The following is a 22,979-nucleotide window of genomic DNA, read 5'->3' on the forward strand; positions in this document are numbered from 1 at the left end:
AAATGAAATTAAGCGTAATTGTTCCAGTTTATAATGTAGAAAAATATATTGAAAAATGTATCCTTTCTGTATTGGATAATGATTTAGATATTTCAGAATATGAAATTATTGTTATTGATGATGCATCTCCAGATAATAGCTTATCCTTAGTTAAATCGTTAGCAAAACAATACTCTAACATAAAGATTATTTCGCAAAAAAATAAAGGTTTGGGAGGTGCAAGAAATACTGGAATTAACAATTCTAAAGGAGAATTTTTACTTTTTTTAGATTCGGATGATTGGTATTTAAACAATACACTAAAAAATCTTATTTCAATTGCCGATAAATATAATCTTGAGATACTTGAGTTTGCAGCGCAAGGAATTGCTCCTAATGGCGGTATTGCATTTCATTATAAAAATACAACAAATGAAAACATTTTATCGGGTGTTACCTATTACAATACTATTCGATATTTGAATTCTGCCTGTAATAAATTATATAAACGAAGTTTTCTAGTGAACAATAATTTATTTTTCCTTGAAAAAATTTATATTGAAGATTTTGAATTTAATACCCGCGCTTTTTTCAATGCTAAACGAGTAATGGCAACCGATTACCTTGTAGCTCAATTTCTTCAATCGGATAATTCAATAACTAGAAATAAAGACTTTTCTAAAAAGGAAAAAGTGATTGCTGATTTTATTCAAATAATTCAAATTACAAAGGATTTTTATCTTAAGGAAGTAAATAGGAAGGATATAGAGCTGAAATTGTTTTTTCAAGAAAGAATTTCTTTTTTGGTAACTACTTTATTTTTTCAATTATTAAAATATAAAGTATCCTATTTATATGCTAAAGAAATAAAAAAGCAATTGCAATTTAAAGGACTTTTTTATGTTGATTTTCCTATTTATGATAAGAAAAAAGACTTATTCCGAAAAATAATTTTAAAAAACTTCCTAGTTTATAAATTTCTGTTGTCTTTTTTTAAAATTATTAAACGATGAAACCAAAATTAATACGAACTAGTACCGTTGCGATGTCTTTAGATCTTCTACTCAAAGGTCAACTGGCTTTTTTGAACGAATATTTTAATGTTATAGCAGTTTCGGGTGAAGATTACCATCTACTACAAGTTATAGAACGTGAAAAAGTAACTACGGTTAGCATTTCTATAAAAAGAGAAATTTCCCCAGTACAAGATATAATTTCTTTGGTTAAACTTTATAAGCTTTTTAAAAAAGAAAAACCACTAATTGTTCATTCTATTACTCCTAAAGCAGGTTTGTTAAGTATGGTTGCGGCCTATTTTGCTCGAGTTCCTGTAAGGATACATACTTTTACGGGTTTAGTTTTTCCGAGTAAAACGGGTGTTATGAAACAGCTTTTAATAACAATGGATCGAATTTTGTGTAAATGTGCAACCCATATTTATCCGGAAGGGCAAGGAGTGAAGCACGATTTGATAAAATTTAAAATCACTACTAAGCCACTCAAGGTATTAGCCAATGGAAATATAAATGGAATTGATTTAGAATATTTTAATCCAAAAAATATTCTAGAAACTTCTTTGCTGAAATTAAGAACTTCCTTAGGAATTGAAACAAACGATTTCGTTTTTATTTTCATTGGCCGTATTGTTGCCGACAAAGGAATTAATGAATTGATTGCCGCTTTTTCTAAAATTTCAAAAAACAATAATAACGCTAAGCTACTATTAGTTGGACCAATAGAGAATCTATTGAACCCAATTTCAAAAGCATCAATACTCGAAATTCAAAACAATTCTAATATTATAAGTACAGGTTATCAAGAGGAAGTTAGAGACTATTTGGCTTTGTCAAAAGCACTAGTGTTTCCAAGTTATAGAGAAGGTTTTCCTAATGTAGTTTTACAATCAGGAGCTATGGGCTTACCAAGCATTGTATCCAATATTAATGGTTGTAATGAAATAATAATAAACAATTATAATGGAATAATTATTCCAATTAAAAATGAAATAACTATTTTTGATGCAATGCAATTGCTACTAGAGGATGAAATGATTTACCATTCTTTACAATCTAATGCAAGATTAAGTATAGAAAATCGATATGATCAACAATTAGTATGGAAAGCGCTGCTAGAAGAATATAAAATATTAACTCAAAATGTACCTAAATAATATAAAACCATTCTTAGATTTTTTATCCAGTATAATAGGGATAATTTTGTTATTCCCTTTGTTTATAGTCATTACGGCATTATTATATATTGTTAATAATGGAAAACCATTTTTCTTTCAGCTTCGTCCAGGAAAAAATGGAAAGATTTTTAAAATTGTAAAATTCAAAACCATGAATGATAAAAGAGATTCCAAAGGAGCTCTTTTGCCCGATTCAGAAAGACTTACACCAGTAGGAAATTTTATAAGAAAAACCTCTTTAGATGAAATTCCGCAACTGCTCAATGTTGTAAAAGGTGAGATGAGTATTATTGGACCACGACCTTTACTAACAAATTATTTACATTTATATAACGATTTTCAAAATAGACGGCATGAAGTAAAGCCAGGAATTACGGGCTGGGCTCAGGTAAATGGAAGAAATGCCATTTCTTGGGATGAAAAATTTGATTACGATGTTTGGTATGTTGAAAATATTTCCTTTACTTTGGATATTCAAATACTTTATCGTTCGATAAGCAAAGTATTATCAAGCGAGGGAATTAACGCTGTAGATACAGCAACAATAGAACCATTCGATGGAGAATAGTGTAACTCTTTATGGGGCAAGTGGCCATTGTAAAGTGATTATTGATATATTAAATAGTCGCTCAATATTAATTGATGCAATTATTGATGATAATCCAAAATCACCTTCGCTTTTGCAATTTGCAATAGAAAAATCTGAAAATTTTGATTTTTCTAAAATAAAAAACATGATTATTTCTATAGGTAATAACCGAATTAGAAAAGATATATCGAGTAGGTTAAATGTGCATTTTAGCAAAGCAATTCATCTAACTTCAATAATATCTAAAGATGTTACACTCGGTTACGGTACTGTAGTCATGGCAGGCGCAATAATAAATTCTGGAGTGGTAATTGGTAATCATTGTATTATTAATTCAGGAGCTATTGTTGAGCATGATTGTCTACTTAATAACTATGTTCAAATAGCTCCAAAGGCAACACTAGCAGGAAATATAGCTATTGGCGAAGGAACACAGATAGGTATAGGAGCAACTATAATTCAAGGAATAAAAATTGGAAAATGGGTAATGGTAGGGGCAGGAGCTATAATAATTAAAGATATTCCAGATTATGCTGTAGTAGTAGGTAATCCGGGAAGAATCATAAAATACAATATAGAAAATGAATAATTCTAAAATATGGCTTTCATCTCCTCACATGGGTGGAGGAGAAAAAAAATATATTAACGAGGCTTTTGATTCTAATTGGGTAGCTCCATTAGGACCAAATGTTATTGGACTTGAGCAGGATTTAGAAAATTATTTAAAAGAAAATGTAAATGTTGCTTCTTTAAATTCAGGCACTGCTGCCATTCATTTAGGACTTATTTTACTCGGCGTAAAGCCTAAGGACGAGGTTATTTGTCAGAGCATGACTTTTTCAGCTTCAGCAAATCCTATTGTATACCTGGGTGCAACCCCTGTTTTTGTTGATAGCGAATTAGATACATGGAATATGTGTCCACAAACTTTAGAAATAGCTATTAAAGATCGAATAAAAAAGGGAATAAAACCCAAGGCAATTATTGTGGTTCATCTTTACGGAATGCCTTGCAAATTTGATGAAATAAGATCTGTTGCTAACCAATATGGTATTCCAATTTTAGAAGATAGTGCTGAAGCTATAGGAAGTGCTTATAAAAATATAAAATGTGGTACTTTGGGCGATATTAGTGTTTTGTCATTTAATGGAAATAAAATTATTACAACCTCTGGAGGAGGGGCTTTAGTAACTAAATCTAAAGCACTAAAAGAGAAAGCCATTTTTCTTGCATCACAAGCAAGAGATGAAGCCCCTCATTACCAGCATAGTGAAATAGGTTATAATTATAGAATGAGTAATATTTGTGCAGGAATCGGTAGAGGCCAAATGGAAGTTTTAGAAAATCGTATTACAAAAAGAAGAGAAATTCATCAGTTTTATAAAGATGTTTTTTCAAATAATGAAGCAGTTAAAGTATTTTCAGAGCCCAATTCTGATTTTTATTCCAATTATTGGCTAACTACAATAGTAATAGATCCTAATAAAGGAAGCAAAAAGTCTAGAGAGGATGTTAGGATTATGCTACAAGATGCAAATATTGAAAGCCGTCCGCTTTGGAAACCGATGCATCTTCAGCCAGTTTTTAAAAATTCGCCTTATTACGGAGAACAAATTGCAGAAAATTTATTTGAACATGGACTTTGTTTACCATCTGGTTCTAATTTAACTGAAGTAGAAAAAGAAAGAATTGAAAAAGTATTAAATTGTATTTAAGGCATTTAAAAATATTTGTTATAATTTTACAATCATAGAAAAGAATAATCATTGAAAAAATCAACAAACAATAGTATTTTCATAAAAATTAACAAAGCATTTCCTATAATCAACATAGGATTTAGTTTTGAAAATTTAAATTATCTACCAAGATGGTTAGTGCTATTTATTGATTTTACTGTAGTATTAGTATCTATAATAACTACTTATTTTTTATTATTGGGCCTAAAATTAGAGTACATTCCTAAAATGGATTTAGGCTATGGAATTGCATTTTGGCTAGGTGTTAATGTCTTTTTCTTTTGGTTTTTTAGAACTTATTCTGGAATAATTAGACATTCCTCTTTTATTGATGCAATAAAATTATTTTTCTCCCAATTTTCAACATTTGCTGTTGTTTTAGTTTTTAATTTTATTTTTCTGTTATTAGGCAAACAAAAATTATTTTTAACCACGGGAGCATTTATTAATACAGTATTATCTTATAGTGTACTTTTCTTTTATAGAATAATTGTCAAACAATTATTTGATCATTTATTTAATGAGCCACCAGCAACAAATAGAATTAATGCCGTTATTTATGGTTCTGATGCAAATGCTATTGCAGTTGCAAATGCTTTACTATCAGAAAAACCTAAGAGATTTAAATTAATAGGATTTATTGATAAAAACAATCAAAATTCCACAAAAAGACTGTTAAACCTTCCTATTTTTAAAATTAAAAAAAGCCTTCAAAATTTAATGAAGTATAAGAATGGAGAAGCTTTAATCATTGCAGATAATAGTTTAACAAAAGAGGAACGCTTTATAATAGTAGAACAATGCTTGGAATTTGGTATAAAAGTTTTTTCATTGCCATTAGTTACAGATTGGGAAGATCAAAAAGAAATTTCCCAAAATATTAAAAATATTGAAATTAATGATTTATTAGAACGAGACCCTATTATTTTAGATTCACAGAAAATTTTATCAAAAATTCATAATAAAACAATATTAGTTACAGGTGCTGCAGGCTCAATTGGAAGCGAAATAGTAAGACAAATAGTAACGTTTAATCCGAAAAAAATTATCCTTCTAGATCAAGCAGAAACACCATTAAATTCATTGTCACTTGAAATTATTGGGCTAAATATTCCAATAGAAGTAATAAATAAAATTGCCGATGTTAGAAGTTATGACGAATTAGAATCTATTTTTAAATCCCATAAACCAAATATAGTTTTTCATGCTGCGGCATATAAACATGTGCCAATGATGGAAGAAAATCCATCTCAAGCAATTTTTACTAATGTATTAGGGACTAAAAATATTGCAGATTTATCTTATAAATATCACGTAGATAGATTTGTACTAGTGTCTACAGATAAAGCGGTTAACCCAAGTAGTATAATGGGTGCAAGCAAACGAATTGCAGAGATGTATGTACAATCAAAACACTTTAAATACCAAAAAAGCAATTCGAAAAATTTCACCAAATTTATTACAACACGATTTGGTAATGTCTTAGGTTCTAATGGATCTGTTGTGCCATTGTTTACCAAACAAATTCAAGAAGGAGGTCCAATTACTATAACGCATCCAGATATAATTCGTTATTTTATGACTATTCCTGAAGCATGTCAATTAGTATTGGAGGCTTGTACAATGGGAGAAGGAGGGGAAATTTTTATTTTTGATATGGGAAAACCAGTTAGAATAATTGATTTAGCAAAAAAAATGATTCGATTGGCTGGATTTACACCCAATAAAGAAATTGAAATAAAGACAATTGGATTGCGTCCAGGTGAAAAATTATATGAAGAATTGTTAAATAATTCTGCTAAAAATATTACCACACATCACGAAAAAATAATGATTGCAATTGAGGTTTGTGATGAATATCAGATAGTAAATCAGCACATTGAAGAATTGATCGAAATTGCTACTATTGGAAGTATTAATAAACTAGTTTCTAAAATGAAACTAATTGTTCCAGAATATAAAAGTCTTAATTCAGTATATCAAATTTTAGATATTGATGTTAAAGAAGCTCCAATTTATAAGAATCTTGACAATTAATAAAGCCATCCATTATTATATTGTCAGAATTTGATTTTAGAATTTTTATTATGAAAAAAAAGCATATTTTACTATTGATTTTTCCACTAATTTTTTCTTCATGTTTGTCTAAAAAAAATTTTTTATATCTACAAGGATCAGAAAATTTCATTAATAGTTCTTCTAATTATGAACCAATTATTCAAAATGACGATCGGTTGTCTATTCGAGTTAATACACTAGAGCCCGAGGCTTCAGTTCCTTTTAATTTAGATGGAATTAAATCCAATTCTAGCAATTTAACTAATTCAAGTAATTCCGCTAATACTAGTAATAACTCTGGTACTAATAATAGTGGTTATCTTGTTGATGAAAAAGGCACCATAGATTTTCCGGTGATTGGAACCATTAATGTAGCAGGATTCACAATAGCTCAAGTGAAAATATATCTTAAAGAAAAGCTATCCGTTTATTTAAAGGATCCAATAATAAATATCCAATTATTGAATTTTAAAGTAACCGTGCTAGGAGATGTTGCTAGTCCTGGTATAAAAACATTTTTTTCTAATAGAGTTACTTTATTAGACGCAATAGGTGCCTCTTCCGATTTAACAATTTTTGGAAAAAGAAAAAATATACTTTTAGTAAGAGATTTTCAAGGTGTTAAAACTTTTAATAGAATCGATATTACTAAAGCCGATTTTGTTAACTCCCCTTTTTATTATTTAGATCAAAACGATGTGGTTATTGTTGAATCAAGAAAAGCTAAAATTGATGCCACAGCACTTCCAAACTTAAGCTTAATTGTTTCTTTGGTAAGTTTTATTACAACAATGATATTTTTAGTAATTAATAAATAATTATGCAAAATTTGTTACCAAATTTAGAAACAGCTAATAAAAGTGAAATTAATATAAAAGAACAGCTATTCTTCTACTTACAATACTGGAAGTGGTTTGTTTTTAGCGCGTTATTCTTTTTGTCTGTTTCCTTTATTTATTTAAGATATTACATTGTAGAATATGGAGTAAATTCCACAATATTAATAAAAGATGAAAAAAAAGGAGGTTCAAGTGAATTTTCTGCAATTAGTGATATGAATCTTTTTTCTAGTAAAAACAATGTTGATAATGAAATAGCAATACTAAAATCAAGAACTTTATCTCAAAATGTAGTTGCAGGATTGGATTTAGATATTTCTTATTTTAGTCAGGATAGATTAGTGAATGTAGAATTTTATAAAGATTCCCCAATAAAAATTCTATTTTATAATAGAAGTAAAAATTATAATAAAATAAATAAACAGCTTACAATTAAAGTTAAATCGGACACTAACTATAGCCTTTCGGAGAATAATACTGAAATTTTTAATGAATATATATTTGGACAAAAAGTTAACAATGAACTCGGAACTTTTACCTTAATTAAAAACAATGTATTTTCTAAAAATGAATTGCCTACAATTAGTATTGTGAAATCTTCTTTAGAATCTTCCGCTAATGATTTTAGAGGTTCTTTAATAATTTCACTTGTAGATAAAACTAATGTAATAAATTTATCCAATACAGATCCTATACCTCAAAGAGGTTTAGATTTCTTGGATGAAGTCGTTAATCAATATAATCAAGATGCAATAAAAGAAAGAAATCAAGTAGCTAATTTTACAAAAGATTTTATTGATCAACGATTACAAATTATTACTAAAGAATTAGGAGGAGTTGAACAACAACAAGAAATTTTTAAAAAAACAAGAAACCTAACTTCTCTAGAAGCAGATTCTGAATTAAGTTTGGCACAAGCCACTGATTATGATCGTTCTATTTTGAATATAGAAACGGAATTAAAAGTTAGCGAATTTATGTTGAATCAGATTTCTAAAATGAAACCTAATGAACTTATTCCAGCTAATATTATGAGTTCCAAAGAAGGCTCTAATGGAAGTGTAGACCAATATAATACATTAGTTTTAGAAAGACGAAGACAATTAAAAAGTGCAACCGAGGACAATCCTATGATAAAAAATATGGATAGCCAATTACTATCGGTTAAATTAAATATTATTGAAGGATTAAAAAACAAACAAAAAGACCTTAAAATTAATATTTTAGATTTATCCAACACTAGAGCTCATTTTGATAACAAAGTAGGCAAAGTACCTACAAATGATCGTTTTTACAATGAAATTGCAAGACAACAACATGTAAAGGAATCTTTATATTTATATCTGCTTCAAAAAAGAGAAGAAACAGAACTATCCCTAGCTGCATCTTCTCCTAAAGCTAAGATTATTGATAAAGCTTACTTATCTGGGCCAGTATCTCTTAATAAATTAGTATTTTATTTAGTGGCTTTTGCAATAGGAATATTCATTCCTTTTGGAGTTTTATTTTTAATAAATTTCTTAGATACTAAAATTAAGTCTAGAAAAGATATTGTAGGAAAAGTTTCAATTCCTTATTTAGGAGATCTTCCTAGATCTAATGATAATGAAGACATTATTAAAGTCAACAGCCGTTCAAGTTTTGCTGAAGCAATTCGAATGATTCGAACTAATTTAGAATTTATGTTGGCTCATGTAACCAAAAATAAGTGTAAAACTATTTTTATTACTTCATCCATTTCCAAAGAAGGAAAAACATTTTGTGCCGTTAATCTTGCAACTACAATTGCATTATCAGAAAAAAAAGTCCTAATAATTGGCATGGATATTCGTAACCCAAAATTAGACACTTATATTGATTTGCCTTCAAAGGGGCTAACCAACTATTTAAGTAAAGAAGATGGAACTATAAATGACTTTATAGTCAAAGTTAATGCCATTCCAAATCTCTATGCATTAGCATCAGGCGTAATCCCACCAAATCCCGTTGAATTGCTCATGAATGATAAAATTAATGTAATGTTCAACGAACTAAAACTTCAATTTGATTATATTATTGTAGATACAGCACCAGTTAGTTTAGTTACCGATACTCTTTTAATTGCTAAAAATGCGGATGCATTTATTTATGTAATGCGTGCAAATTATTTAGAAAAAAGAATGTTACAATTTGCTGAAACACTATATAAAGAAGGTAAATTGCCTAATATGTGCATTCTACTTAATGATACAGAAAATAGTAAAACTTCCGGTTATGGCTATGGATACGGCTATGGGGTAGAAAATGAAATAGAAATTTCAGGGTTAAATAAGATATTTTCTGTTTTCAAAAAAGAATCTAAAAAATAATTAAGATTTAAAAAAATAATTATTTAGAAAAGCTTCTTTAAAAGGTTCTATGTTTTTTATAATAATTTTTTTATCAAAAAAAGATAAATGCTTGTCGTGGTGAACATCCGATCCAACAAAATCAATCATATTGTTTTGTAACAAATAGTCTGCGGTTTTAGCAACATCAGGACCATAATATCCTGCACTAGATAGCATGTTCATTTGAAAATAACAACCCACTTTTTTTAATTTTTTATATTCATTTAGATTAGAATGATAAAAATTGTACCGTTCGGGATGTGCTAAAACGGGAACGTATCCTGCTACTTGTAAATTGAAAATAATATCATAAAGATTTAAAGGAGGATAGAGGTAAGACATTTCTACCAAAACATAATTATCTTTTAATACCAAAAGTTTTTCTTTTTCAAATAAATGGAGAAAACTTTCGTCCATCATATATTCTGCAGCAGCTTTAAAAGAATTATTAATTGAATTTGTATGTAATTCAATAGAAGTTGCTTTATGAGTTTCTTCTATTTTAGTTTTAGAATTATCCCAAACACTTTTAAGAACGTGAGGAGTTGTAATAAATTCTGTAAATCCAATTTCCTTCAAACCATTTATCAAATATAAAGTATCTTCAATGGTTTTTGCGCCATCATCAATCCCCGGTAATAAATGGGAATGAATGTCAACAAAATCGTTTGGTATGAGGTCTTTTAAAAAAGGCTTAGTTTTGTTAAAGAAAATCAATGTCTGTTATTTTTTTCGCAAGATAATAATATTTAATCAAAACTTCACAGAACTATTTTTTTAATATACTAAATTACTATATTTGTTTCCAATGTAGTTTTACAGTAATGGATATCATAAATGGATAAAGTAGAGAATTCAAACGAGTGGGATATAGTAATTAAAGCCAATACGTCACTTTTTGATTTAAAATTTAACGACCTATGGCAGTATCGCGATTTATTGCTGCTTTTTGTTAAAAGAGATTTTGTTAGTTTCTATAAACAAACAGTTTTAGGGCCGCTTTGGTTTTTTTTACAACCTTTATTTACCACTATAATTTTTTCGTTTGTATTTGGAAACCTTGCAGGAATCAGTACCGATGGCCTTCCCAAATATCTTTTTTATTTAACAGGAATTACCTCTTGGAATTATTTTTCGGATTGTTTGACTAAAACTAGTACCGTTTTTAAAGATAATGCTTCCATTTTTGGCAAAGTATATTTTCCTAGATTAATTATGCCATTGAGTATTGTGGTGAGTAATTTAATTCGATTTGGAGTACAACTCCTTTTAATGGTATTAATGATGCTCTATTTTTATTGGTTTCCAGTTTTAGGAACTAGTTTTCATGTTACCAATGGCTTATTTTTATTTCCTTTTTTAGTTGTATTAATGGCATTGCTAGGTTTGGGTTTAGGACTAATAATTACTGCAATGACTACCAAATATAGAGATCTAACTTTTTTAGTTACCTTTGGAGTGCAATTGCTAATGTATGCTACCACGGTTATTTATCCGTTAAGTTATGCTAAAGCAAAAGGCTATGGCTTTATTGTTGAATTAAATCCCATGACCGGAATTATTGAATGTTTTCGGTATGCTTTTTTAGGTAAAGGTGAATTTACTTTTGGAAGCTTGTCTTATTCCGTAATTGTTACCCTAGTAGTTTTAGTACTTGGTATTGTGATTTTTAACAAAACCGAGAAAAATTTTGTAGATACCATTTAATGGAAAAACCAGTAATAAAAGTTGAAAATTTATCTAAAGCCTACCAAATTGGTCAAATTGGTTCGGGAACTATTTCTAAGGATATAGATCGGTTTTGGCAAACCAAAATATTAGGAAAGGAAGACCCGTTTCTTAAAATTGGGCAAACCAATGACCGAAGTGTTAAAGCAACAAGCAATATTGTTTGGTCTTTAAAGGATGTCAATTTTCAAGTCAACGCAGGGGATGCCCTAGGAATTATAGGAAAAAACGGTGCTGGCAAAAGCACTTTATTAAAATTATTATCTCGGGTTACTGGTCCTACCAAAGGCGAAATAAAAGTTAAAGGTAGAATTGCAAGTTTGCTAGAAGTTGGTACCGGTTTCCATCCAGAACTTTCGGGTAGAGAAAATATCTATTTAAATGGTGCTATTCTTGGAATGCGCAAAAAAGAAATCACCCGAAAATTAGAGGAAATAATTGATTTTTCTGGAGTTGAACGATACATAGACACTCCTGTAAAACGGTATTCTTCTGGAATGTACGTCCGATTAGCTTTTGCGGTTGCTGCCCATCTTGAAAGTGAAATTTTAATTGTAGATGAGGTGCTTGCCGTTGGTGATGCCGAATTTCAAAAAAAATGTCTCGGAAAAATGGGAGACATTAGCAAAAGTGAAGGCAGAACAGTGTTGTTTGTAAGTCATAATATGGGTGCGGTTAATAATCTGTGTAACAAGGGAATCGTTTTAGAAAATGGGTGTGTCACCTACAATGGTACTGTACAACACGCAGTAGATTTTTATTTAAAGAATAATAATAATTTTGCTACTAAAAAATGGGCTCCAAATCAAGAGCCTTCCACCGATTTTTTCAAACTTTTAGAAGTTAGTGTGCTGGATAGCGAGAACAAGGTTTCACTTAATCATTTGATATCCAGTGAAATTTGTATTGAATTTACTTATGAGGTTTTAAAAGATAATCAAATGTTTACGCATGGTTTTAATCTTTTTAATAACCATAATATTCATATACTAAGTTCGCACGATAAAGATTCAAATAATTTAATAATTCCTGTTTCCAAAGGAATTTATAAAAAAAGAGTTGTTATTCCAGGCAATTTCTTAGCAGAAGGAGAGTATAATTGTAGTTTTGCTATAATGCGGTACAATCCTTTTCAGGTTGAATTTCATGAAATGGAAGTAGTTGGATTTAATATTATTGATGAAAATGGAGATAATACGGCTAGAGGGAATTACACTGGGAAATTCCCGGGATTAGTTAGGCCATTATTAAATTGGAAATAAATGAAAAAAAAATGGACTGGGGAAAGGCTTGAAACCTTTATTTATTCTAGAGATACAATAGATCACTTACATCGTTATGCTTTAGCTAAAGATTATATAAAAGGCAAATCAGTTTTAGATATTGCTTCTGGTGAAGGTTATGGCACTAATTTATTAAGTATGGATGCTGCATCAGTAATTGGGGTAGATATTGATCCAGAGTCTGTTAAAAATGCTACTATAAAATACAATAAAAGTAATTTAGAGTTTGTTGTGGGAAGTGCCGATGTAATTCCAGTTAAAAGTAATTCTATTGATGTTGTTGTTAGTTTTGAAACCTTAGAACACCATGACAAACACCAAGAAATGCTACTCGAAATAAAGAGAGTATTAAAAAGTGAGGGTATCCTAATTATTTCTACTCCAGATAAATTATATTATTCAGATAAAAGAAACTTTAATAATGAATATCATGTTAAAGAGCTTTACAAAATTGAATTTCAGGAATTAATTTCCAATAATTTTATTCATTATCAATGTTTAAATCAAAAATACATTAATGGAGCTTCCTTAATTCAAGATGATGGAGATGAAAATCAAATTAGTGAAATGTACTCCGGAAATTATACAACCCTTGATGTAAATGTTTTGGACCCTCTTTATTTAATTATAATAGGTTCTGATGTTGATTTTTTGAAACAAAAAAGCTCCATTTTTAATGGTATTGAAATAGTAGAAAAAGAATTAGAAGTAGCATTCCAAAAAAGTAATAGTTTTAGACTAGGAAATTTTATTTTAAGTCCTATTAAATTCATAAAAAAATGCTTGCAATAGTAATTCCATATTATAAATTTATTTTTTTTGATAAAACATTACAATCATTAGAAAATCAAACCAATAAAAATTTTAAAGTATTTATAGGAGATGATAATAGTCCGGAATCTCCTTTGTCATTAATTGAAAAATATAACGGTTCTATAGATTTGGTTTACCAAAAATTTGACACTAATCTAGGAGGCATTTCTTTAGTTCAACAATGGAAACGCTGTGTTGATTTAGTGCAAGATGCATCGTGGATAATGATTTTAGGCGACGATGATTGTTTGTCCAATACTGCAGTTGCTGAATTCTATGAAAATATAAATACTATTATTGAAAATAACATTAAAGTTGTAAGATTTTCCTCACAAATTATTAACGATAAAGAAGAAAAATTATCGGATGTTTTTCACCATCCTCTATTTGAAACTACTAACGATTTTTTTTACAGAAAATATAAAGGGATCACAAGGAGTTCCTTAAGCGAATATGTTTTTGAAATTGAAAAATTAAAAAATAATTTCTTCCATGATTTTCCTTTAGCATGGCATTCCGATGATTTAGCTGTTTTAGAATGTTCCAATTTTAAAACTATTTATTCTATAAAGGACGCTATAGTTTTAGTGCGAATAAGCAATTTCAGCATCAGTGGTAGAACCGATTTAATAGCAGAAAAACAGAATGCCTCCAAGCAGTATTACCAAAGGTTATTATACCATTATGCAAACCGATTGGATAAACAAAACCTACAATTAATTTTTCGCAAAGTAGAATATTTCTTTTACCCAAATAAATCCTTTTCAGAATATATACAACTAACTTATTTACATTTAAACTATTTGGGTGTGTGGAGTGTGTTAAAATTTAATAGAAGAATATTTAAAAATAGAAATCTATCATGAAACCTTTAGTGTCCATAATTATTCCAACTTTCAATAGAGCGCACCTAATAAGTGAAACCCTCGAAAGTATAATTGCTTTAAATTATACTAATTGGGAGTGCATTGTTGTTGACGATGGAAGCTCAGACAGCACCCAAGATTTGATGGAACGATACATTATTAAGGACACTCGAATTAAATTTCATATAAGACCTAACCTTCGCACCAAAGGACCAAATGCTTGCAGAAATTATGGTTATGAAAAAAGCATAGGAAATTGGATTAAATGGATGGATAGTGATGATATTTTTTTGCCAAATGCCTTAGATTTTATTAATGATTGGAATTCCGTTTCTTATGATGTATGCGTTTCTAAACTATTAATTGTTGATTTGGAGACGGATTTACCATTAAAAAATAAAGATATCAATTCCGAAAATTTAATTGCAGATTATCTGGTTGAAAAAATTAATTTTTACGTTTGTGGTCCAACCTGGAAAAAAAGTTTTTTAGAAAAACAATCCGTTTTATTTGATGAAAATATAAGTAATTTAGACGATTGGGATTTTAATTTAAGAATGATTTATAAAAACCCATCGGTATTTTATTTAAATGAAGCTTTAATAAAATATAGAGTTAGTAGCAATTCATTATCAAGTGAAAGAGATAAATTGAATATTGTTGAAATTGAGTCTGAATTTAGAGCACGAGAGAAGCACATTCAGATTTTAAACAAAATAAATAAACCTGCAAAATTGGTACTAGTCAATTTCACTAAAAAAAGATATCAATATTTTTTTAGAGAAGCTTTAATTGCAAATCATTATTCTAAATTTTCTTTATTAAAAAAATTGTTTTTTTATCAGTTAAAAACGTTAGATTTATTCGGATTAATAAAAACGTTATTTGGGATTTTAATTTTTAAAATTTTCAATAAAGGTTATAAATTTTTAAAATAAAAATGCGAATTCTTTTCATTTCAATGAATTCTATTCATGCCCAAAGATGGATTACTAATGTGGATAACGACCACCAAGAATTGTATTGGTGGGATATTTCTGCCACTGGAAAAATAAATTTACCAGAGAGTGTTACCCAAATAACCGATTGGAAAACACGGAAAATTGGGTATATCCAAGGGGAACATTTCTTAAGAAAACATTTTAATTGGTTTTATATTTGTATCGAACCTTTTTTGCAAGTCACAATTGACGAACAATTAGAACTTTTGATAAAGCAAATTCAACCCGATGTAATCCATAGTTTTGAAATGCAATCGTGCAGTTACCCTATTGTTAGAATTTTAAATAAGCACAAAAATATTCCGTGGATTTATGCTTGCTGGGGAAATGATTTGTTCTATTTTCAAAATTACAAAAATCATATTTCAAAGATTAAAAAAGTTTTAAAACGCGTCAATTACCTTCAAACCGATTGTTCTCGCGATGTAAAAATAGCTAAATCCCTAGGTTATAAAGGTACTTCCCTAGAGGTTATCCCAACAGGAGGTGGCTTTGACTTGGATGCAGTTCAAAATATGAAATTGCCAATTAACCAAAGAAAAATTATTTTGGTTAAAGGCTATGAAAATAAATTCGGCAAAGCGCTAAACGTTTTAAAAGCCTTAACAGAATTAAAAGAAACTATAGCTAATTATGAAGTGGTGGTGTTTGCATGCCATCCTATTGTTTTGGATTATGTTAAAAACAACGCTTTACCATTTACGGTTTTTTCCAAAGAAGCATTGTCCCACTCAGAAGTGCTAGAATTAATGGGAAAATCGTTGCTTTACATCGGTAATAGTGTTTCTGATGGCATTCCAAATACACTTTTGGAAGCAGTTGTAATGGGAACTTTTCCTATACAATCCAATCCAGGAGGAGCCACAAGCGAAGTTATTGGAATAGATAATGGCTTGTTAATTGAAAATCCCAATAGTGTATTAGAAATAAAAGCATTAATTTTAAAGGCTTTAACTGGCGCAATTGATTTGGATAAGGCATTTATTTTAAACGATAAACTAGCCAAAACCAGATTGGATTTGGAATGGAATCGAATAAAAATTAATAAAATATATACTTCCTTATAAAAGTAAAATATCTTTTATAAGTAATAATACCAAGGCTTTAAAGTAGTATGAGAATAGGAAGTAACCCCGAAAAAGACAACAAATCACTTGTTCTAGACAATTACCATCGTGTGATTGTTCCGGTGTATATACCTAATTTTGAAGGCTATTTCGAACATTCTTTTGATGGCTTTAAATTGTGTATCGAGTCGCTACTGAAGACGGTGCATACCAAATCCCGAATTACTATTTACAATAATAATTGCCATCCTTTAGTTAAAGAATATATCGATTTGCAATATAAAAATTCTGTTTATATTGATCAGGTTTTTCATTCTAAAGAAAATTTGGGTAAGATTAACGCTATTTTAGCAGCTTCCAAAGGAAATTTAGAACCTTTAATTACCATTACCGATGCGGATGTCTTGTTCCAACAAGGATGGCAAGCCGCAATTGAAGACGTTTTTGTTAATTTCCCAGAAGCTGGAATGGTAAGTCCGGTGCCGAGTAGCAAAGCGGTAACGAATCATACTGCCAGTACTTGGTATTATGGTTTTTTTAAAGGAAAATTAGAATTTCAAAAAGTACTACATCCCGAAGCCATGCATTTATTTGACTTGAGTTTGGGCAATGAAAAATTAATGTACGACGCCATTCATTTGGAAAATTATTTGGTTTTAAAAAATAAAAATAATTCGGGTGAAGCAGTTGTAGGTTGCGGTCATTTTGTGGCAACTCTAAAAAGAAATATTTTCGATTTAGGGTCAAAAGAACCTGCATTTATAAAAATTGATGGTGGTGTGGAGCAAAAATATATTGATATTCCTAACGATAGTTTGGGTTATTTACGCCTTGCTACCAAAGGGAATTTTGCCTACCATATCGGAAATAAAACCGAGCCTTGGATGGTCGATATGGTTTCTAATTTAAGTCCAGAAACTTCCAATGGTTTGGATAGTTCTAAAATTTTAGATCAAAAAATTGGTGCTTTTTCTAGAAAAATCGGCAGAATAATTCTAAGAATTATGAGCAATAAAAAAACTAGGAATCTATTTTTTAAAAAATTTGGATTAAAAAATCCTTCCAACTATTAATTGAGATGAAGCAGGATTTGAAAAAGTGTAGCGTGATTTTAATCTCCCAATTGGAACTGCCAAGTTCCAAAATTGGCAGTTGGACGACGCTATATAAAAATTATCTAGAAGGAAATCATAACATAGATTATATAATTTGCCCAGAGCCCGAAACTAAGTTTGAAACGGTTACCTACCAATATACATCCAATAATTTCATAGACAAGATTAAATCTAAAATATATAAGAAATCCCATTTAAGTGCCTTGTCTGCCTTGAAAAAGATTTTAAAAAAGGAAGAAAATTATAATATCCAAGTAGTAGATAATTTTAAGATAGTTCCTGATATTGTAACTCTTTTACAAGAAAAAGGGTTTCGGGAAAACTGCAAAATCCAATTTTTTTACCATGGCTTTCCACCTTTTTTAGATAGAGAAAAAGGAGAGCAATTTTTCAAAAATATTGATGAAATGGTATTGCTTACAAAAGATAGTTACCAAGCGCATCTGGATTTTTACGCTTCCGTACCCTGTAAATTTTCTATTCTGCCTAACGGAATTGATACTAGTAAATTTCACCCATTAGAGACTTTAAAAAAGCAACAACTAAAAGAATCATTACATTTAACGGGTAAAAATGTTTTTCTATGGTGTTCGCAAGACCGTCCTAAAAAAGGATTAGATATTGTTTTGGAATTGTGGAAGAAAAACTCTTTCCCAGATTGTATATTGTTGGTTATTGGAAGTTCAAGAAATGAGAACCTTCCCGGAGTTTCCTTTTTAGGAAGGATACCAAATTCCGATTTGCCTCAATATTACCAAGTTTCGGATGTCTATCTTTTTCCAACCTTGTGTCAAGAAGGTTTTGGCTTAAGTTTGATCGAAGCCTTAAGTTGCGGTTGTTATTGTATAGCCTCAGCATTAGGAGGTGTGCCCGAAGTTTTGCACTATGGAAAATTAGGAAAATTGATTGCCAATCCAAATAGTATTCCCGAGTGGGAAAATGCCATAAACGAATACCTTACTTTGTCAGAAAATACCTACAAATTACCTAAAGATTTATATTCTTTTGAAGAATGGCGAAAGGGAATGAATCATATTATTAACGAATCCAAGATTTTTTAAATTGAAAAATATAGTTGTAATTCCGGCACGAGGCGCTTCTAAACGATTGCCCAATAAAAACATTCTTGCTTTGGGAGGAATTCCGTTATTGGTGCATAGCATTCAATATGCGCAAGCCAATAGTGCTATTATTGACGCTATTTATGTTAGTACCGATGATGCTGCTATTAAGGAAATAGCCCTGCAATATGGCGCCCAAGTGATAGATCGACCGAGTTCTATTTCGGGAGATTTAGAGCCAACTATTAGTTGTTTGCAACATGCTTTGAGTGTTTTAGAGGATACTGTAGATACTGTAATTCTGTTACAACCTACCAATCCGTTGCGACCAGAACATCTTTTGAAAGATTGCTTTAAAAAATTCCAGAATACGAATTGTGATAGCCTTTTTACGGTATCTCCAAACCTGCACAAACTAGGAAAAATAGTAGGGGAAAAATTCCAGCCGTTCAATTACGAAATTGGGCAAAGAAGTCAAGATTTAGTACCGCTTTATTTTGAAAATGGCTTGTTATACATTAGTAAATCCTCTGGTATTAAACAAGGAAAAATAATTACCGAAGATGCATTTCCATATGTAGTAAACCATCTTTTTGCCAAGGTAGATATTGATACGCAAGAAGATTTTGATTTTGCTCAACTGCTGTATCTATTTTCCAAAAATGAAAATAATTTATAAGGAAACTAATAACTTTTAACCATCTGAAATATTTTTTTTTTAAATATTAGAAAGTGAATAATATTAATAATTGTGCAAATTGAAAATTATATTTTCAATTTGCACAATTATTATATTTAAATTTTTAATTTATTGTAATTCAATAATTTAATTCCTTCTATTTTTAGTTTAATTTTTTTATTTTTCATTTTTTAGACAAAAAAATCACTAAAAATCACTTTCCAATACCTTTTTTTAGTATTTTTACTGCAAATTGAAAGTTATATTTACAATATGCAAGATTATATCCAACGAGTGCTATTGCATCAATTAAAAAAATACCTTACTGTTTTTCCTGCGGTTGCTATTCTCGGGCCCCGTCAATGCGGAAAATCTACATTGGTAAAAAGTTTAGATCAGCATTTTGATGGTTTGCTTTATTTGGATATGCAAAAAGAATCCGATTTAAATAAATTATCAGAACCTGAAATATTTTTTGCTTCTAATGCAGATAAAATAATTTGTTTGGATGAAATTCAATTGGTTCCTAAATTGTTTTCGGTCCTGAGAAGTACAATAGATAGCAATCGGATTAACGGAAAATTTATTTTGTTAGGTTCTGCCTCTCAAGATCTTCTTCAGCATACATCCGAAAGTTTGGCTGGACGAATTGGGATGTTGCATCTTTCCCCTTTTTTAATGAATGAATTGAATTATCTAGAAAGTTTTAATTTGCAAAAATTTTGGCTTCGAGGTGGTTTTCCAAATAGTTATCTAGCCGATAATGACGAGAATAGTGCAATATGGCTAGAAAATTATATCCGAACCTATATTGAACGGGATATTCCACAACTTGGTTTTCAAATTCCTGCATTACAACTCCGACGGTTGTTAACCATGTGTGCTCACAATCAGGGACAACTGTTAAATCTTTCTAAATTAGCAGAATCTCTTGGTTTAACCCATCCCACAATTAAACGATATATCGATTTGTTGGAGCAAACTTTTATTGTAAGAACTATTCCGCCTTTTGAAATTAATATTAAAAAAAGATTGGTAAAATCGCCAAAAGTATTCCTTCGTGATTCTGGAATTTTACATCAATTGTTAGCAATTCCAAATTTTAACTCCTTGTTAGGTAATCCGGTTTTTGGATCCTCTTGGGAAGGGATGGTTCTTGAAAACATTATTGTAAATATGCCTTCTTGGGATTACTTTTTTTATCGAACAGCCACTGGAGATGAAATAGATTTGCTTCTTAAAAAAGGAAATCAAGTTATAGCTATAGAATGTAAAGCATCGGATGCACCAAAGGTAACTAAAGGATTTTATAGAAGTTTAGAAGTTGTAAAACCAAATAGAACCTATATTATTGCACCAACTAACGATACTTACCAATTACAAGAAAATATAACGGTTATTGGTTTAGAGAATTTTTTAAAATTAGAATTATAAATTTATGAACACCTACATAGAAATTTCCGGAAGAAAAATAGGTCCTGATTACCCACCTTTGGTTATTGCCGAAATCGGAATTAATCATGAAGGTTCGCTTATTGTTGCCAAAGAAATGGTGGATGCCGCCTATCGTGCAGGTGTGGAAGTGGTAAAACACCAAACCCATATTGTTGCCGATGAAATGAGTGGTGCCGCCAAAAAAGTGATTCCTGGCAATTCCGATGTTTCTATTTATGAAATCATGGAACGTTGCGCTCTAAACGAAGACGACGAATTGGAACTAAAAAATTACGTAGAAAGTAAAGGCATGATTTTTATCTCTACACCATTTTCTCGTGCGGCTGCCGAACGATTAAAAAAAATGGATATTCCAGCCTACAAAATTGGTTCGGGAGAATGCAATAATTATCCGTTATTGGAACATATTTGTACTTTTGGAAAACCTGTAATTTTAAGCACGGGTATGAATACCATTGAAAGTGTTCGAAAAGCCGTTGCTATTTTTGATAAACACAACATTCCGGTAGCCTTGTTGCATACCACTAATTTATATCCAACGCCCATTCACTTGGTGCGATTTGGTGCGATGACGCAATTACACGAAGCATTTCCCGATAAGGTTTTCGGTTTGTCCGATCACACTCTAAATAATAATGCTTGTCTTGGTGCTGTTGCTCTTGGCGCAAGCATTTTAGAACGCCATTTCACCGACCACATGCAACGAACTGGACCCGATATTGTGTGCAGTATGGATGAAAAAGCATGTGCCGAACTGATTATTTCATCCAAAGAAATTTGGCAAATGCGCGGCGGAATAAAAGAACCTGCAAAAGAAGAACAAGTAACAATCGATTTTGCCTTTGCAACCGTTTGTTCCATAGCAACCATCCAAAAAGGAGAAAAACTATCGAAAGAAAATATTTGGGTAAAACGCCCTGGAACTGGCAAAATTCTGGCAGAACATTTTAACGATTTACTCGGAAAAACTGCAACCAGAAGGATTGAAAATGATGAACAATTAGATTTTAATGATTTTGAATAACACTAAAAAAATCCTATTCTTAACCGGTACTCGTGCTGATTTTAGCAAGATAAAATCGCTTATTTCTATTTTGGAAACTGCCCCAGAATTGGAAGTTTTCGTTTTTGTTACTGGCATGCATTTGCAGGAAGAATACGGCTATACGTTGATTGAAATTGAACGCTGTAATTTCAAAAATGTACATACTTTTGAGAATCACACCCACGAAACCACAATGGATTTGACTTTGGCCAAAACCATTGAAGGCTTGTCTGGTTATTGCAAAGCAGTGCAACCCGACTTGATTGTGGTGCATGGCGATAGGGTAGAAACCCTTGCTGGTGCTATCGTTGGGTCGTTAAATAATATTTTGGTAGCGCATATTGAAGGTGGCGAATTGTCGGGAACGGTAGATGAATTAATTCGGCATAGTGTGAGCAAATTGAGTCATATTCATTTTGTTTCCAATACCGATGCTGCCAATAGGTTGGTTCAAATGGGTGAATTGCAATCTTCCATTTACACCATTGGTTCTCCAGATGTGGATATTATGTTTTCCAATACATTGCCCGAACTTACTGTGGCTAAAGAATATTACCAAATTGACTTTGAAAAGTATGCCATTGTAATGTTCCATCCCGTGACTACCGAAGCAAAAGAGATGGAAGAATACACTTTTAATTTTGTTGCTGCCTTACAAAATGACACGCATAATTATGTTGTAATTTATCCTAATAACGATTTGGGAAGCCAACAGATAATTAAAAAATACCAAGAATTTCAAGGCAATTCTCGCTTTAGAGTTTTTCCGTCCTTGCGATTTGAATATTTTTTAACCTTACTTAAAAACGCCCAATTTATTATAGGAAACAGTAGTGCCGGAATTCGGGAAGCGCCTTATTACGGTATTCCGATAATTAATATTGGAACCCGCCAACAAAATAGGGATTTACATGCCGAAATCATTAATGTGGATTACGATTTAAATTCTATTAGTACTGCTTTGAAAAATATCGATTTGCAGAAATCCGAAAAAGTGATTTCTCATTTCGGAGATGGAACTAGTGCTACTCAATTTTTAAATTCTCTTTTAAATAGCGACATTTGGAATGTAAATCACCAGAAACAATTTAGAGATATTTAATTT

At 30.6% G+C, this 22,979-nt stretch carries 21 protein-coding genes; 20 read left to right on the forward strand and 1 reads right to left on the reverse strand.

Annotation, left to right across the window (positions count from 1 at the left end):
- Window positions 1-2 precede the first annotated feature (2 nt).
- Genes ACIQ2J_RS03100 through ACIQ2J_RS03135 form a run of 8 tightly spaced genes read left to right on the forward strand, consistent with a single transcriptional unit; the run spans window position 3 to window position 9,740 of the window.
- Window positions 3-992 (forward strand): glycosyltransferase family 2 protein, encoded by a 990-nt coding sequence (locus tag ACIQ2J_RS03100; protein WP_396166569.1) that lies wholly within the window; start codon window positions 3-5, stop codon window positions 990-992.
- Window positions 989-2,149 carry a glycosyltransferase family 4 protein gene (locus ACIQ2J_RS03105; protein ID WP_396166571.1) on the forward strand — a complete coding sequence of 387 codons (1,161 nt, stop codon included), beginning with the start codon at window positions 989-991 and terminating at the stop codon, window positions 2,147-2,149. Before ACIQ2J_RS03100 ends, ACIQ2J_RS03105 begins: the two co-directional genes overlap by 4 nt.
- Window positions 2,136-2,738 (forward strand): sugar transferase, encoded by a 603-nt coding sequence (locus tag ACIQ2J_RS03110; RefSeq protein WP_396166574.1) that lies wholly within the window; start codon window positions 2,136-2,138, stop codon window positions 2,736-2,738. The genes ACIQ2J_RS03105 and ACIQ2J_RS03110 overlap by 14 nt, the downstream gene beginning before the upstream one ends.
- Window positions 2,728-3,348 (forward strand): acetyltransferase, encoded by a 621-nt coding sequence (locus tag ACIQ2J_RS03115; protein ID WP_396166576.1) that lies wholly within the window; start codon window positions 2,728-2,730, stop codon window positions 3,346-3,348. Before ACIQ2J_RS03110 ends, ACIQ2J_RS03115 begins: the two co-directional genes overlap by 11 nt.
- The gene (locus tag ACIQ2J_RS03120) at window positions 3,341-4,474 is read left to right on the forward strand and encodes a DegT/DnrJ/EryC1/StrS family aminotransferase (protein ID WP_396166578.1); all 1,134 of its coding nucleotides are present in this window, start codon (window positions 3,341-3,343) and stop codon (window positions 4,472-4,474) included. Before ACIQ2J_RS03115 ends, ACIQ2J_RS03120 begins: the two co-directional genes overlap by 8 nt.
- 51 nt (window positions 4,475-4,525) lie before the next feature.
- Complete coding sequence (locus ACIQ2J_RS03125) at window positions 4,526-6,532, forward strand: polysaccharide biosynthesis protein (protein ID WP_396166582.1); 2,007 nt, start codon at window positions 4,526-4,528, stop codon at window positions 6,530-6,532.
- A 50-nt stretch (window positions 6,533-6,582) separates the two neighbouring features.
- Window positions 6,583-7,371, forward strand: a complete 789-nt coding sequence (locus ACIQ2J_RS03130; protein ID WP_396166584.1) for a polysaccharide biosynthesis/export family protein — start codon at window positions 6,583-6,585, stop codon at window positions 7,369-7,371.
- Between the two features lie 2 nt (window positions 7,372-7,373).
- On the forward strand, window positions 7,374-9,740 hold the full coding sequence (locus ACIQ2J_RS03135) for a GumC family protein (RefSeq protein WP_396166587.1): 2,367 nt from the start codon (window positions 7,374-7,376) through the stop codon (window positions 9,738-9,740).
- Here ACIQ2J_RS03135 and ACIQ2J_RS03140 read toward each other — a convergent pair whose 3' ends face one another.
- The gene (locus tag ACIQ2J_RS03140) at window positions 9,741-10,478 is read right to left on the reverse strand and encodes a tyrosine-protein phosphatase (protein WP_396166589.1); all 738 of its coding nucleotides are present in this window, start codon (window positions 10,476-10,478) and stop codon (window positions 9,741-9,743) included.
- A 120-nt stretch (window positions 10,479-10,598) separates the two neighbouring features.
- On the opposite strand from ACIQ2J_RS03140, the gene ACIQ2J_RS03145 reads away from it, so the two are divergent.
- From ACIQ2J_RS03145 to neuC, 12 genes are all read left to right on the forward strand, one after another.
- Window positions 10,599-11,468 carry an ABC transporter permease gene (locus ACIQ2J_RS03145; RefSeq protein WP_396166591.1) on the forward strand — a complete coding sequence of 290 codons (870 nt, stop codon included), beginning with the start codon at window positions 10,599-10,601 and terminating at the stop codon, window positions 11,466-11,468.
- Window positions 11,468-12,751 carry an ABC transporter ATP-binding protein gene (locus ACIQ2J_RS03150; protein ID WP_396166593.1) on the forward strand — a complete coding sequence of 428 codons (1,284 nt, stop codon included), beginning with the start codon at window positions 11,468-11,470 and terminating at the stop codon, window positions 12,749-12,751. Before ACIQ2J_RS03145 ends, ACIQ2J_RS03150 begins: the two co-directional genes overlap by 1 nt.
- On the forward strand, window positions 12,752-13,564 hold the full coding sequence (locus ACIQ2J_RS03155) for a class I SAM-dependent methyltransferase (protein WP_396166595.1): 813 nt from the start codon (window positions 12,752-12,754) through the stop codon (window positions 13,562-13,564). It abuts the gene before it with no gap.
- Window positions 13,552-14,451 carry a glycosyltransferase gene (locus ACIQ2J_RS03160; RefSeq protein ID WP_396166598.1) on the forward strand — a complete coding sequence of 300 codons (900 nt, stop codon included), beginning with the start codon at window positions 13,552-13,554 and terminating at the stop codon, window positions 14,449-14,451. The genes ACIQ2J_RS03155 and ACIQ2J_RS03160 overlap by 13 nt, the downstream gene beginning before the upstream one ends.
- Complete coding sequence (locus tag ACIQ2J_RS03165; RefSeq protein ID WP_396166600.1) at window positions 14,448-15,389, forward strand: glycosyltransferase family 2 protein; 942 nt, start codon at window positions 14,448-14,450, stop codon at window positions 15,387-15,389. The genes ACIQ2J_RS03160 and ACIQ2J_RS03165 overlap by 4 nt, the downstream gene beginning before the upstream one ends.
- 2 nt (window positions 15,390-15,391) lie before the next feature.
- Window positions 15,392-16,519, forward strand: coding sequence for a glycosyltransferase (locus ACIQ2J_RS03170; protein WP_396166603.1), 1,128 nt, complete (start codon window positions 15,392-15,394; stop codon window positions 16,517-16,519).
- Between the two features lie 47 nt (window positions 16,520-16,566).
- The gene (locus tag ACIQ2J_RS03175; protein WP_396166606.1) at window positions 16,567-17,592 is read left to right on the forward strand and encodes a glycosyltransferase family 2 protein; all 1,026 of its coding nucleotides are present in this window, start codon (window positions 16,567-16,569) and stop codon (window positions 17,590-17,592) included.
- Between the two features lie 32 nt (window positions 17,593-17,624).
- The gene (locus ACIQ2J_RS03180) at window positions 17,625-18,695 is read left to right on the forward strand and encodes a glycosyltransferase family 4 protein (protein ID WP_396166608.1); all 1,071 of its coding nucleotides are present in this window, start codon (window positions 17,625-17,627) and stop codon (window positions 18,693-18,695) included.
- A gap of 1 nt (window position 18,696) precedes the next feature.
- Window positions 18,697-19,374 carry a cytidylyltransferase domain-containing protein gene (locus ACIQ2J_RS03185; RefSeq protein WP_396166610.1) on the forward strand — a complete coding sequence of 226 codons (678 nt, stop codon included), beginning with the start codon at window positions 18,697-18,699 and terminating at the stop codon, window positions 19,372-19,374.
- A 273-nt stretch (window positions 19,375-19,647) separates the two neighbouring features.
- A complete protein-coding gene (locus ACIQ2J_RS03190) occupies window positions 19,648-20,808 on the forward strand; it encodes an ATP-binding protein (RefSeq protein WP_396166612.1) in 1,161 nt (386 codons plus the stop codon).
- A gap of 4 nt (window positions 20,809-20,812) precedes the next feature.
- Window positions 20,813-21,853 carry an N-acetylneuraminate synthase family protein gene (locus ACIQ2J_RS03195; RefSeq protein ID WP_396166614.1) on the forward strand — a complete coding sequence of 347 codons (1,041 nt, stop codon included), beginning with the start codon at window positions 20,813-20,815 and terminating at the stop codon, window positions 21,851-21,853.
- A complete protein-coding gene (gene neuC / locus ACIQ2J_RS03200) occupies window positions 21,840-22,976 on the forward strand; it encodes a UDP-N-acetylglucosamine 2-epimerase (protein ID WP_396166617.1) in 1,137 nt (378 codons plus the stop codon). Before ACIQ2J_RS03195 ends, neuC begins: the two co-directional genes overlap by 14 nt.
- The last annotated feature ends 3 nt before the right edge of the window (window positions 22,977-22,979 follow it).

The sequence above is a fragment of the Flavobacterium sp. genome (assembly GCF_044357305.1).
GTDB lineage: Bacteria > Bacteroidota > Bacteroidia > Flavobacteriales > Flavobacteriaceae > Flavobacterium.

Coding starts and splice junctions, on each gene's coding strand:
- neuC (WP_396166617.1), top strand. CDS start 21,840: ATGATTTTGAATAACACTAAAAAAATCCTATTCTTAACCGGTACTCGT.
- ACIQ2J_RS03150 (WP_396166593.1), top strand. CDS start 11,468: ATGGAAAAACCAGTAATAAAAGTTGAAAATTTATCTAAAGCCTACCAA.
- ACIQ2J_RS03190 (WP_396166612.1), top strand. CDS start 19,648: ATGCAAGATTATATCCAACGAGTGCTATTGCATCAATTAAAAAAATAC.
- ACIQ2J_RS03135 (WP_396166587.1), top strand. CDS start 7,374: ATGCAAAATTTGTTACCAAATTTAGAAACAGCTAATAAAAGTGAAATT.
- ACIQ2J_RS03160 (WP_396166598.1), top strand. CDS start 13,552: ATGCTTGCAATAGTAATTCCATATTATAAATTTATTTTTTTTGATAAA.
- ACIQ2J_RS03155 (WP_396166595.1), top strand. CDS start 12,752: ATGAAAAAAAAATGGACTGGGGAAAGGCTTGAAACCTTTATTTATTCT.
- ACIQ2J_RS03100 (WP_396166569.1), top strand. CDS start 3: ATGAAATTAAGCGTAATTGTTCCAGTTTATAATGTAGAAAAATATATT.
- ACIQ2J_RS03165 (WP_396166600.1), top strand. CDS start 14,448: ATGAAACCTTTAGTGTCCATAATTATTCCAACTTTCAATAGAGCGCAC.
- ACIQ2J_RS03195 (WP_396166614.1), top strand. CDS start 20,813: ATGAACACCTACATAGAAATTTCCGGAAGAAAAATAGGTCCTGATTAC.
- ACIQ2J_RS03105 (WP_396166571.1), top strand. CDS start 989: ATGAAACCAAAATTAATACGAACTAGTACCGTTGCGATGTCTTTAGAT.
- ACIQ2J_RS03115 (WP_396166576.1), top strand. CDS start 2,728: ATGGAGAATAGTGTAACTCTTTATGGGGCAAGTGGCCATTGTAAAGTG.
- ACIQ2J_RS03120 (WP_396166578.1), top strand. CDS start 3,341: ATGAATAATTCTAAAATATGGCTTTCATCTCCTCACATGGGTGGAGGA.
- ACIQ2J_RS03145 (WP_396166591.1), top strand. CDS start 10,599: ATGGATAAAGTAGAGAATTCAAACGAGTGGGATATAGTAATTAAAGCC.
- ACIQ2J_RS03130 (WP_396166584.1), top strand. CDS start 6,583: ATGAAAAAAAAGCATATTTTACTATTGATTTTTCCACTAATTTTTTCT.
- ACIQ2J_RS03175 (WP_396166606.1), top strand. CDS start 16,567: ATGAGAATAGGAAGTAACCCCGAAAAAGACAACAAATCACTTGTTCTA.
- ACIQ2J_RS03170 (WP_396166603.1), top strand. CDS start 15,392: ATGCGAATTCTTTTCATTTCAATGAATTCTATTCATGCCCAAAGATGG.
- ACIQ2J_RS03110 (WP_396166574.1), top strand. CDS start 2,136: ATGTACCTAAATAATATAAAACCATTCTTAGATTTTTTATCCAGTATA.